This window comes from Pseudomonas saudimassiliensis (assembly GCF_000939975.1).
Taxonomy (GTDB): domain Bacteria; phylum Pseudomonadota; class Gammaproteobacteria; order Pseudomonadales; family Pseudomonadaceae; genus Halopseudomonas; species Halopseudomonas saudimassiliensis.
The window spans coordinates 3,185,607-3,197,532 of the sequence record NZ_LK391969.1 but is presented as its reverse complement, the minus strand read 5'-3'; the positions used below and the strand labels follow the sequence as shown (position 1 = coordinate 3,197,532).

At 55.7% G+C, this 11,926-nt stretch carries 10 protein-coding genes; 7 read left to right on the top strand and 3 right to left on the bottom strand.

Annotated elements, in window-relative coordinates:
- Positions 1-41 precede the first annotated feature (41 nt).
- Complete coding sequence (locus tag VG99_RS14725) at positions 42-1,274, top strand: Zn-dependent hydrolase (RefSeq protein ID WP_044501208.1); 1,233 nt, start codon at positions 42-44, stop codon at positions 1,272-1,274.
- Between the two features lie 65 nt (positions 1,275-1,339).
- Here VG99_RS14725 and VG99_RS14720 read toward each other — a convergent pair whose 3' ends face one another.
- Positions 1,340-2,020 (bottom strand): TetR/AcrR family transcriptional regulator, encoded by a 681-nt coding sequence (locus VG99_RS14720; RefSeq protein ID WP_204216731.1) that lies wholly within the window; start codon positions 2,018-2,020, stop codon positions 1,340-1,342.
- A gap of 189 nt (positions 2,021-2,209) precedes the next feature.
- On the opposite strand from VG99_RS14720, the gene VG99_RS14715 reads away from it, so the two are divergent.
- A complete protein-coding gene (locus VG99_RS14715) occupies positions 2,210-2,566 on the top strand; it encodes a Rid family hydrolase (RefSeq protein ID WP_044501207.1) in 357 nt (118 codons plus the stop codon).
- A 25-nt stretch (positions 2,567-2,591) separates the two neighbouring features.
- Positions 2,592-3,662, top strand: coding sequence for an alanine racemase (alr, locus tag VG99_RS14710; RefSeq protein ID WP_044501206.1), 1,071 nt, complete (start codon positions 2,592-2,594; stop codon positions 3,660-3,662).
- A 176-nt stretch (positions 3,663-3,838) separates the two neighbouring features.
- Here alr and VG99_RS14705 read toward each other — a convergent pair whose 3' ends face one another.
- Positions 3,839-5,329 carry a CoA-acylating methylmalonate-semialdehyde dehydrogenase gene (locus VG99_RS14705; protein ID WP_044501205.1) on the bottom strand — a complete coding sequence of 497 codons (1,491 nt, stop codon included), beginning with the start codon at positions 5,327-5,329 and terminating at the stop codon, positions 3,839-3,841.
- A 33-nt stretch (positions 5,330-5,362) separates the two neighbouring features.
- Positions 5,363-6,706, bottom strand: a complete 1,344-nt coding sequence (gene aptA, locus VG99_RS14700) for an omega-aminotransferase AptA (protein WP_044501204.1) — start codon at positions 6,704-6,706, stop codon at positions 5,363-5,365.
- 152 nt (positions 6,707-6,858) lie between these two features.
- On the opposite strand from aptA, the gene VG99_RS14695 reads away from it, so the two are divergent.
- The 4 genes from VG99_RS14695 (at position 6,859) to VG99_RS14680 (ending at position 11,886) form a co-directional block, all read left to right on the top strand.
- Complete coding sequence (locus VG99_RS14695; RefSeq protein WP_044501203.1) at positions 6,859-7,776, top strand: LysR family transcriptional regulator; 918 nt, start codon at positions 6,859-6,861, stop codon at positions 7,774-7,776.
- 617 nt (positions 7,777-8,393) lie between these two features.
- Complete coding sequence (locus VG99_RS14690; protein WP_052508823.1) at positions 8,394-9,887, top strand: NCS1 family nucleobase:cation symporter-1; 1,494 nt, start codon at positions 8,394-8,396, stop codon at positions 9,885-9,887.
- 73 nt (positions 9,888-9,960) lie between these two features.
- Positions 9,961-11,406, top strand: a complete 1,446-nt coding sequence (hydA, locus tag VG99_RS14685) for a dihydropyrimidinase (protein WP_044501202.1) — start codon at positions 9,961-9,963, stop codon at positions 11,404-11,406.
- A 57-nt stretch (positions 11,407-11,463) separates the two neighbouring features.
- Entirely contained in the window at positions 11,464-11,886 is a 423-nt protein-coding gene (locus VG99_RS14680) for a DMT family transporter (RefSeq protein WP_044501199.1), read from the top strand.
- The last annotated feature ends 40 nt before the right edge of the window (positions 11,887-11,926 follow it).

The window sequence follows — 11,926 nt, the reverse complement described above, 5'->3', positions numbered from 1 at the left end:
GGGGCAACCAAAACAATAAATGACCGAATGAGGCAATCACAATGCAGAAAACCATGATCAACCAGGCACGGCTGTGGCAGAGCTTGATGGAAATGGGCGAGATTGGCGGAACGGAAAAAGGGGGGGTCTGCCGATTGGCCTTGACCGATCTGGACAAGCAGGGCCGTGATTTGTTTGTGCGTTGGAGCAAAGAGGCGGGCTGCACCATTCGCATCGACAAGATGGGCAATATCTTCGCGCGCCGTGCCGGGCTCGATGATTCCTTGCCCCCTGTGGTAATGGGCAGCCACCTGGATACCCAACCTACTGGCGGTAAGTTTGATGGTATTTACGGCGTGTTGGCCGGCCTGGAGGTCATTCGCACACTGAATGACAACGGGATGGAAACCCGCGCGCCCATTGAAGCCTCGGTATGGACCAATGAGGAAGGCTCACGCTTCCCACCGGCCATGGTGGCGTCCGGCGTATTCGCCGGGGTGTTTGACCTGGATTACGGGTTGAGTCGCGCTGATCTGGACGGCAAGACCATGGGCGAGGAGCTGGCACGCATCGGTTATAACGGCACCGAAGACGTTGGTGGCCGTCCTTTCAAGGCGTTTTTTGAGGCGCATATCGAGCAGGGCCCGATTCTGGAAGATGAAAAGAAACAGATCGGTGTCGTGACTGACGCGCAAGGTCAACGCTGGTATGAAATCACCCTCACCGGCCAGGAATCCCATGCGGGGCCCACACCGATGAATCGTCGGCGAGACGCCTTGGTGGGTGCGGCTCGCTTGATTGACCAGGTCAACAAGATAGGCCTCGCCCATCAGCCTAATGCCTGCGCCACCGTAGGCCTGGTACAGGTCTTTCCCAATTCGCGGAATGTGATTCCGGGCGAGGTATTCTTTACCGTAGATTTTCGCCATCCGGATGCGGATGTCCTGCAAAAGATGGATCAGGCCCTGCGTGAGACAGCCGACTCGGTATCCACGGAGTTGGGGCTGGAAATGGCTTTCGAGCAGATCTGGTACTCCCCGCCGGTGCCTTTCGACCGTGACTGTGTCGAGCTGGTACGCCAGGCTGCAAAGGATTTTGGTTATAGCCACCGGGATATCGTCAGCGGAGCCGGACATGACGCCTGCTATATCTCTCGCGTAGCACCAACGGCCATGGTGTTTGTACCCTGCGAAAATGGTATTAGCCATAACGAAGCTGAAAATGCGACGCCGGAAGATCTGGCAGCCGGCTGCAACGTGCTGTTCCAGGCCGTAGTGGAGCGTGCCAATAGTTGATCTGAGCGGGCACCGCCGCCCTGAAGGAGCATGCACTGGCTCTCTTCAGGGCAACGGATAACGCGCTATTCGCTCAGCCCGACACCTTTGAGAATGATATGGGTGAGGAAGCGTCCGGCATCTTCATAGTCAGTAGTTTCCAGACTGTCCTTATGCATCACCAATGCAATCTGGGTCGAAAAATCAGCATAGGTCTGGGTCGTAGCCCAAATTGAAAAGAACAGATGGTAAGGATCTACCGGGTCCATCAGGCCATCGGTAATCCACTGTTTGACCAAGGCAATATCGGTGTCGAGTTTGGGCAATAGCTTCTGCTGCAGATATTCCTTGATGTGAGGCGCGCCATTGATTATCTCATTGGCAAATATTTTCGAACCATTTGGCCGCAAACGTGACAGTTCCAGTTTACCGAGAATATAGCTGCGCAACTTGCTGGCGGGGGTGTCCCCCGCTTGCTCAAATAGCGCCATCTTGTCGATCCAGAGATCGAGCACGTTTGTCAGCACATGGTGATACAGGTATTCCTTGGAAGGAAAATAATAAAGCATGTTTTGTTTGGAGAGGCCGGCTTGCTCAGCGATCGCCTCGATGGAGACCCCGTTATAGCCATATTGAGCGAACAGCATCTCAGCAGCTTCAAGGATGCGAGATTCCTGGGCTTTTCTCGCCATTGAACGCTTGCGGGGTTTAGCCGTATCGCCATCTGAGGAGGCCTTCATAGCTAAACGGTGAGTGTTTTCGTCCAAGGGGTACCCTCTTGGTTGGGTCATAAAACGGCGACAGCGCTCCAGCCCCGGCGACTGTGCGGTGCTGGAGCATGAGGCGCACAAGTATACACGTCGGCAATCCTGGCACCTAACGGGCCAGACAGGATTGTCTAGGCTTCGACCAACAGAGCGATGTGTGAGACAGAAATTAACAATAAGGAGCGCGAAATGAATACCCAAGCTCTATATACCAATGTGCAGATGGGGCAAGTACTGGTACATCAGGACGAAGTTTATCTGGCTGGCCGATTTGCCGATGCCACGCCAACCGGAAGTGATCTGCACATGCAAGCGAACAATACCCTGGCGGCCATTGAACAACTACTGGCGGACGCCGGTAGTGACAAGTCCAAACTGTTATCTGCAACCATATACCTCCAGAACCCCACCTCTGATTTTGAAACCATCGACAGGATATGGGAGCAATGGTTGCCCGAGGGGGCGGCGCCCGATCGCACCATGTTAAAGGCGGAATGGCTCACACCGGATGTCCTGGTGGAAATCGCCATCGTCGCCGCTCTCTAAATAGCCAACCCCGAGAATGAAACCCATGCGTCCAGCCCATGCATTGATCGATCTTGGCGCTTTGCGTCATAACTACCAATTGGCCAGGCAACTCTACGGCAACAAGGCGCTGGCAGTCATCAAAGCCAACGCCTACGGTCACGGCGCCATTCGTTGCGCCCAAACCCTGGCGGAGTCCGCAGACGGCTTTGCCGTCGCCTGTATTGAGGAAGCCCTGCTCCTGCGCCATGCCGGTATTCAAAAACCTATCTTGTTATTGGAGGGATGGTTTGACCCAACGGAATTGCCCTTGATTCAGCAATACGACCTCTGGGTCGTCATTCATCATCATGGACAGCTGCGCGATCTGGATGAAGCCCATATCGAGCACCCGCTCCAAGTCTGGCTAAAACTGGACACCGGCATGCATCGGGTGGGCTTCAAACCTGAAGAATACGGGGAGATCTGGCGCACATTGCAAGCCACGGACAAGGTTTCCAGCCTGGTAAAGATGACCCACTTCTCCCGCGCCGATGAACCGGACTGCGATACCACCATGCAGCAATTACTCTGCTTCAACGAGACCACGGCCCAGCTGCAAGGCCCATCCAGCTTGTGCAACTCCGCTGGCGCACTGGCCTGGCCCCAGGCTCAGGGTGACTGGTTGCGGCCGGGTATCATGTTATATGGCGCCTCCCCCTTCGCTCCTGGTCAAAAGAATGCCGCCAGGCTGAAACCCGTAATGCAACTGAACTCACGGGTCATTGCTGTGCACAACGTTAGCTGCGGCGAGTCGGTCGGCTATGGCGCACAGTTCATCAGCAGGCGTCCCACCCGCATCGGCGTGGTGGCCATGGGGTATGCGGACGGCTATCCCCGTCACGCCAAGAGCGGTACCCCAGTGCTGGTCGACAACCAGCGCACTGAGCTGATCGGTCGGGTCTCCATGGATATGCTGACAGTCGATCTCACCGACTTGCCGGCAGTTGGCTTGGGCAGTTCCGTGCAGCTATGGGGCGAAGGCGTGCTGGCCAGCGAGGTAGCCAACTGGGCTGACACCATTCCTTACCAGCTGTTCTGCAATCTGAACCGGGTGCCGCGGCATTATCTCAATTAGGCGTTACCACGGTTACATGCGAAAGGCCGGGGCAAATGATCCGGCCTTTTGCTTATGCCAGGTGTAGCTTGGATAGATATGAACGGAGACCAACCAAGGTCGCGTTTCAAAAAACGCCCGGTACTGTGCACCGGGCGCTCCGAAACAAATAGCTTCAACCTATGCCAAGCCCTTGTTCAAGAAGGGAAGGAAAATTGCGCTCCCTCCCGTACCCCGGCTGACGGCCAGCGCTGGGTAATCGTTTTGCGCTTGGTATAGAAGCGCACCGCATCAGGTCCATAGGCGTGCAGGTCACCAAACAGTGAACGCTTCCAGCCACCAAAGCTGTGATAGGCCACGGGTACCGGCAAGGGCACGTTGATGCCAACCATGCCCACCATGATGTTGTCGCTGAAATAACGCGCCGCTTCACCGTCACGGGTAAAGATACAGGTACCGTTGCCGTATTCATGATCGTTAATCAATTGCATGGCTTCCTCCATGCTGTTGACCCGCATGACCAAGAGTACCGGCCCAAAAATCTCTTCTTTATAACAGGTCATCTCAGCGGTCACGTTGTCAATCAAAGTGCCGCCGACATAAAACCCCTGTTCGTAACCCGTCACCGTCGGCTTACGACCATCGACCACCAGCGTGGCGCCTTGCTCCTCGGCGCTCCTGATATACCCACGGACCTTTTCCTGATGCGCACGGGTAATGAGCGGGCCAAAGTCGTTGCTCTTGTCGGAAAACGCCCCGACCTTGAGCTTTTTCATCTGCTCGGACATCTTGCTGATCAGCGCATCCGCCGCCTCGTCACCAACCGCCACGGCAACTGACAGCGCCATGCAACGCTCACCGGATGAACCGAAGGCAGCACCCACCAGTGCCGATACCGCGTTGTCCATATCAGCGTCCGGCATCACGATAGCATGGTTCTTCGCGCCACCCAGCGCCTGGCAGCGCTTACCATGGGCACTCGCCGTGGTGTAGATATATTCTGCAATGGGCGTCGAGCCTACGAAGCTCACTGCCTGCACGCGCGCATCGGATAGCAGTACATCCACTGCTTCCTTGTCGCCATTGACGACGTTGAGCACACCCGGCGGAAGACCAGCCTCATGCAGCAGTTCAGCAATAAAAAGCACCGCCGACGGGTTGCGCTCAGACGGCTTGAGTACGAAGGTATTGCCGCAGACAATTGCCATGGGGTACATCCACAGGGGTACCATGGCCGGGAAATTGAAGGGCGTGATACCCGCCACCACGCCCAGTGGCTGGAACTCGCTCCAGGAGTCGATCGCTGGACCGGCATTCTTACTGAATTCACCCTTTAACAATTCCGGGGCGCCACAGGCATATTCGACGTTTTCGATCCCCCGCTGCAGCTCTCCCATGGCGTCATGGGCAATCTTACCGTGCTCTTCACCAATCAAACGGCAGATCTCTTCGGCATTTCGCTCCAGCAACTCCTTGAAGCGGAACATCACCTTGGCGCGCTTGAGCGGCGGAGTATTGCGCCAGGCGGGGTAAGCGGCCTGGGCCGCTGCAATGGCCGCTTCCACAGTAGCCTTACTCGCCACCGCCAGATGTTTCGACACCTCGCCAGTGGACGGGTTGTACACCTCCTGGGTCCGGCTGGATTGCGTGTCGATAGCGCCGTTGATCAAGTGTCCGATTGTCTTCATCGTCTCTTCTCTCTGCCAGTTATTATTGGTAATTCAGTCCAGTTCGCTGATGGCGTCGCCGATCGCATTGACGACGCGATCAATCTCTTCCCGTTCCACGATGAAGGGCATACCCAACTGAATGGTGTCGCCGCCGTAGCGTACGTAAAAGCCTTTCTCCCAGCATTTCATGGCAATTTCATAAGGGCGGCGTGCCGGCTCCCCGGGGTAGCTTTCAATTTGCAAAGCGCCAGCCATTCCATAATTGCGGATATCCGTGACGTAACGACTACCCTTGAGCCCGTGCAGTGCATCCTCGAATACCGGGCTCATTTCCTTGACCCGATCAACCAGGCGGTCATTCTGCAGGATATCCAGGGAAGCCAGTGCTGCGGCGCAGGCTACCGGGTGGCCGGAGTACGTATAACCGTGGGGCAGTTCGATCGCATATTCCGGGCCGCCCTGCTCCATGAAGGTCTGATAGATCTCACGCTGCACAATCACCGCACCCATCGGCACAGCACCGTTGGTAAGCTGTTTGGCCACGTTCATCATGTCCGGGGTGACACCGAACTCTTCAGCGCCAGTATTTGAGCCTACTCGTCCAAAACCGGTTATGACCTCGTCAAATATCAGCAGAATCTCATGCTGATCGCAGATCTCCCGCAGACGTTGCAGATAACCTACCGGCGGCGGCAATACCCCCGCAGAGCCCGCTAACGGCTCGATAATGACCGCAGCAATATTGCATGCATCGTGCAGGGCGATCAGTTCAAGCAGATCTTCGGCGCGCTCGACGCCACGCTCGGGCATGCCGCGACTGAAGAGATTTTCCTTGAGCAGGGTATGCGGCAGGTGGTCGGCGTCAATCCCTTGCCCGAACAAAGTGCGGTTGGCGCCGATACCGCCGAGACTGATACCGCCGAAGTTAACGCCATGGTAGCCCTTGGCCCGCCCGATCAGCTTGGTTTTCGTTGGTTTGCCTTTCTTGCGCCAGTAGGCCCGGGCGATTTTCAGCGAGGTGTCCGCAGCTTCTGATCCCGAGTTGGTATAGAACACATGATCAAGGCCCCGCGGAGTCAGCTGGGTAATCCGTTCGGCCAATTCGAAGGCTTTGGGATGGGCGTACTGGAAGGCGGGAGCATAATCCAGCTCACGCAGTTGCTTGGCGACTGCCTCGGCAATTTCCGGACGATTATGGCCGGCACCGCAGCACCAGAGGCCAGACAGACCATCAAAGATCTTGCGACCATCAGCATCGAAATAGTAACTGCCTTCCGCTCCCACGATAATGCGCGGATCGGCTTTGAACTGGCGATTGGCAGAGTATGGAAGCCAGTAAGCGTCAAGCTGCTCGGGGGTCAGTCCGGCAGGGCGCTGAGTATTGAGATCAGACATTACATCACCCCTCACGGTTATCGGTAGCAGCCAGTCTCGTCAGTCCCACGTGAAAGTAAAACCCCAACTTATTTATCTTCAAGCAAGTGATTACTTAACATATCCAGCCTCCTCCGCTATCCTGCTAGCCGTTGATTCTCGTGAGATAGCAGATGAAAACCCGTAAGCTGGCCCTGCCTGGTCAAATCAGTGATACCGATCTGCGCTTGTTACGTATTTTTCGCAAGGTGGTCGAATGCGGCGGCTTTTCCGCAGCCGAAGTGGAGCTGAATATCAGCCGCGCCGCGATCAGCATTGCCATGAACGAGTTGGAGGGCCGTCTTGCATTGCGGCTTTGTCAGCGGGGACGTAGCGGCTTTTCTCTGACCCAGGAAGGCGGCGAGGTCTACCAGGCCACCCTGCAGATGCTAGCCGCCATCGAAGGCTTCCGCACCCATGTGAACAGCCTGCATGACCATCTGAAGGGCGAGCTGAATATCGGCATCACTGACAGCTTGGTCACCATGCCGCAGATGCTTATCACCCAGGCGTTAAGTGCGCTGAAGGATCGCGGGCCAGATGTGCGGATAAATATCCGGATGATTCCACCCAATGATATCGAACTGGGTGTGCTCGATGGCCGTTTGCATGTCGGTATCATCCCCGCGCTGAAGTCCCTGCCAGGACTGTATTACCGGCCGTTGTACGAGGAAGTGTCGCAGTTGTATTGCAGTTCGAGCCATCCGCTGTATCACCATACGGGTTCGGAGCCGGTAGAGCTCAGTGGCTGGGATGCCGTCCTGCCAGCCTATGCTCAGACCCCGGAAATCAAGGCATTGCACGAGCCGCTCAAAGCAGCCGCATCGGCAACGGACCGCGAGGGAATCGCCTTTCTCATCCTGACAGGCCGCTATATCGGCTATCTCCCCACCCACTATGCGCAACGCTGGGTGCGCGAAGAAGCCATGCGGGCGATCGATCCGCTAGCCAACCGATACGTCACCCATTACAGCGCCATTACCCGTAAAGCTGCGCCCCCTAATCTGGTGCTTGAAAGCTATCTCGAAGAGCTCGATCGGCTGGCGCAGTAGTTCTCGGGTGATAAGGCCCACCCGGATAGCCGAGCCGGCGTCTCCCCCTGATTATGCACATCACCTAGCGCCGGCAGCGGCCTGCGTTGCATGAAAAAACCAGGCTACTAGTAGATATAAATTTTTTACCTATTGGAAAAATAATGCTTGACCCCCTCAAAACTTGCTTGTAGGTTTGCGAATAACGGCACTTACATACGGTTACGTTACGCATTATCCCTATTACCAAAACATGGACGAACCGTTGTTAAGAACAACTAGCCGTTCTTGACGCAGTGAGCGCTGAATCGTTGTACTAGCATTCGATTTAAAATATCTCGACTCGAGACGGTGATAAGAGGATGAAATCATGTGCAGCAACTTTTCCAACTACTGCTTCCTCGATCCAGAGAGCACTGGTTTAGTAAACAGCTAACTAGCAGCTTACCCGGGTCTAGATACCCGGAACCAATTTAACCTACGCATGGAATAACCCCGTACTGCGCACCTCTTAGTGCAGGGAGTTGCTACACCTGTTTTTCGAACAAGATATCTGAGGCATTCACTAAGTAACATCCTGTGTGGCGCGGGATATAGAGACGTGCAAAATAAAAACAATAGATTAGAGGCACAGTTCAATGCAGACTCAAGCTGATTCACTCTTGTACGATGCCGCTGTGAGTACTACTCCCAGTGCAGATCTCTGGAATGAGGATCTCGCACCCGCAAAAGCAGAAGACAGGACCTGGTCCTGGCAAAGCATTTCCGGTTTGTGGGTCGGAATGGTCGTTTGTGTTCCCACTTATATGATGGCCGCGGGCCTGGTGGCAGAGGGAATGTCCTGGTGGCAGGCGGTCCTGACCGTTCTGGCCGGCAATATCATCGTGTTGATCCCGATGATTGCCATCGGCCATGCGGGCACCAAACATGGCATCCCGTTTCCCGTCTTGCTCCGTTCTTCCTTCGGTACTGCTGGAGCAAAGCTTCCCGCCATGCTGCGCGGCCTCGTGGCATGCGGTTGGTTCGGAATCCAAACCTGGGTAGGCGGCTCCGCAATCTACATCATCATCAACATAATGACCGATAACGCCATCAGCGGAAGCCTCATCAGCTTTCTGGGTATTGATTTAGGCCAACTGGTTTGTTTCCTGCTGTTTTGGGCCCTCCATGTATTTTTCATTGCTCGCGGCACTGAATCAATCCGCTGGCTGGAGACCTACGCAGCACCCTTTCTCATTGCCATGGGCCTTGCGTTGCTCGGCTGGGCTTACTTCAAGGCCGGGGGATTTGGCTCGATGCTGTCTACCCCATCGCAATTTGTTGCCGGAGGTCCACGTGAAGGCCAGTTCTGGTCAGTGTTCTGGCCAGGCCTTACGGCGATGGTGGGTTATTGGGCCACCATGGCGCTGAATATTCCCGACTTCACCCGTTTTGCCCGATCGCAAAAGGATCAGTTTATTGGCCAGGCTCTGGGGCTTCCATTGCCCATGGCGCTTTTTGCCTTTATCGGTGTCGCGGTCACATCGGCAACCGTGGTGATTTATGGCAAGGCTATCTGGGATCCCGTCGAGCTAACCAGTCACATGGGCGGGTTCGCCGTTATTGTTGCCTTGATCGCGTTGATCCTGGCTACGCTGACCACCAATCTCGCGGCTAATGTTGTCGCACCGGCGAACGGCTTCTCCAACCTCAGCCCCAGCAAAATATCCTTCAAGATGGGCGGCTATCTAACCGCGGGGTTGGGCATCGCGATCATGCCATGGAAGCTGCTCGAATCAACCAGTGCTTATATTTTCACCTGGTTGATTGGCTATTCTGCCCTGCTCGGCCCAGTCGCCGGCATTATGGTCGCCGACTATTTCGTCATCCGCAAAACCCGTCTGAATCATCGAGATCTTTTCCGAAATGATGGGGAATACAGCTATCGCAAGGGCTGGAATCCGGTTGCCCTGATCGCGCTGGTGATAGGTATTCTGCCCAATTTGCCAGGCTTCCTGCATGTCGCCGGTTTTATCGATACCGTGCCCTCTGTGTTCCAGCAAATCTATACCTATGCCTGGTTTGTCGGCCTGATAATCGCCAGCAGCATCTACCTGATCCTCATGCGCAACAGCTTGAAAAAACCAGCATGACTGACTCGGCCACCTATCAACCCGGAAAACAATTTCAAATACGACTCGCCAAGACCAGTAAGGAGAACCAGAAATGTCCGTACTCATAAAAAACGGTACCGTGGTCACAGCTGATAAGACTTATCGCGCCGACGTCTATTGTGACGAGGGAAAAATTATTGCGATCGGAGAGAATCTAGATGCCCCTGCTACCGCAGAGGTTATAGATGCCGGTGGCCAATATGTAATGCCCGGGGGCATTGACCCCCACACTCATATGCAGCTGCCTTTCATGGGGACTGTAGCCAGCGATGATTTCTATACTGGTACCGCCGCCGGGCTAGCAGGAGGCACCACCAGCATCATCGACTTCGTCATTCCATCGCCCCAGCAATCCCTGCTCGAGGCTTTCCATCAGTGGCGTGACTGGGCCGCCAAAGCGGCAGCGGACTATACTTTTCACGTGGCCATTACCTGGTGGGATGACTCGGTCCATGAGGAAATGGGCGAACTGGTGCGTGAACATGGAGTGAACAGTTTCAAACACTTCATGGCCTACAAGAACGCCATCATGGCTGATGATGAAACCCTGGTGAAGAGCTTCCGCCGCTCTGTCGAGCTAGGGGCGATGCCAACCGTCCACGCCGAGAACGGCGAGCTGGTTTTCCAGCTGCAGCAGGAATTGCTCGCCAAGGGCATGACCGGCCCCGAAGCACACCCGCTTTCCCGCCCACCGGTGGTTGAGGCCGAGGCAGCCAACCGGGCCATCCATATTGCGCAAGCTATGAACGTCCCAATTTATATCGTGCACGTGTCCTGCAAGGAGTCGCTGGAAGCGATTACCCGCGCCCGCAATAACGGCAACCGTGTATATGGCGAGGTGCTGGCAGGTCATCTGGCCATTGACGACAGTGTTTATCGACATCCTGATTTTGCCTTTGCCGCCGCCCATGTCATGAGCCCGCCGTTTCGCGCCAAAGAACACCAAGAAGCCCTCTGGCAGGGTCTGCGCGGAGGTAACCTGCAGACCACCGCAACCGATCATTGCTGTTTCTGCGCTGACCAGAAGGCCGCCGGTAAAGACGATTTCACGCGGATTCCCAACGGCACCGCCGGCATCGAGGATCGGCTGGCCATCATGTGGGATGAAGGCGTCAACAAGGGCCGCCTGACCATGAATGAGTTTGTTGCAGTGACCTCAACCAATACCGCCAAACTGTTCAATATGTACCCACGCAAAGGCTCTATCTCGGTAGGTGCCGATGCCGACCTGGTGGTATGGGATCCGACCGGTACGCGCACCATCTCTGCCAAGACCCACCACCAGAACATCGACTTCAATATTTTCGAAGGCCGCACGGTGACCGGTATTCCCAGCTACACGTTGAGCCGCGGGAAAATCGTCTGGCGCGAAGGGCAACTCCTCGCGGTAGAAGGCGCCGGACAATACATTCCGCGGCCAGCCTTCGGCCCGGTGTTTGATGCCATCGCCCGTGAAAACGAATTGAACGCACCCCAGCCGGTGGCGCGCCAAGGTTAGCAACAGCGAAAGACCACCTCTGCCCGGAGAAGCTAAACAGTGTGGATTTATATACTCATGGCGCTCGCGGCAGGGGCGGTCCTACCGCTGCAGGCGGGATTAAATTCGCAGTTGGCGCTGAGTGCAGGGAATGCGCTTTGGGCATCCTGTATTTCCTTCGCCATCGGCCTGCTGCTATTGATTCTGGTCTGCGTCGTTGTTCGCTTGCCCCGTCCGATCTGGGGTGATCTCGCGTCGATGCCCTTATGGCTGTGGAGCGGCGGTATCTTGGGCGCTTTCTTCGTCACGGCAATGGTCACGCTCAGCCCCCGGCTGGGTGCGGCCACCATGCTGGCCATGGTATTGGTCGGACAAATGACTGCCGCGGCCCTGATTGACCATTTTGGCTTGGCGGGATTTACCCCGCACTCCCTCAGTGTGGGGCGAGCTGTGGGTATCGCGTTGCTAATCGTCGGAGGCATCGTCGTCCGTTTGAACTGACACCCAGAAGCTCGCCGGCCATAAATGGAACCACCCCAAC

Coding starts and splice junctions, on each gene's coding strand:
- VG99_RS14705 (WP_044501205.1), bottom strand. CDS start 5,329: ATGAAGACAATCGGACACTTGATCAACGGCGCTATCGACACGCAATCC.
- VG99_RS14695 (WP_044501203.1), top strand. CDS start 6,859: ATGAAAACCCGTAAGCTGGCCCTGCCTGGTCAAATCAGTGATACCGAT.
- alr (WP_044501206.1), top strand. CDS start 2,592: ATGCGTCCAGCCCATGCATTGATCGATCTTGGCGCTTTGCGTCATAAC.
- hydA (WP_044501202.1), top strand. CDS start 9,961: ATGTCCGTACTCATAAAAAACGGTACCGTGGTCACAGCTGATAAGACT.
- VG99_RS14690 (WP_052508823.1), top strand. CDS start 8,394: ATGCAGACTCAAGCTGATTCACTCTTGTACGATGCCGCTGTGAGTACT.
- VG99_RS14680 (WP_044501199.1), top strand. CDS start 11,464: ATGGCGCTCGCGGCAGGGGCGGTCCTACCGCTGCAGGCGGGATTAAAT.
- VG99_RS14715 (WP_044501207.1), top strand. CDS start 2,210: ATGAATACCCAAGCTCTATATACCAATGTGCAGATGGGGCAAGTACTG.
- aptA (WP_044501204.1), bottom strand. CDS start 6,706: ATGTCTGATCTCAATACTCAGCGCCCTGCCGGACTGACCCCCGAGCAG.
- VG99_RS14725 (WP_044501208.1), top strand. CDS start 42: ATGCAGAAAACCATGATCAACCAGGCACGGCTGTGGCAGAGCTTGATG.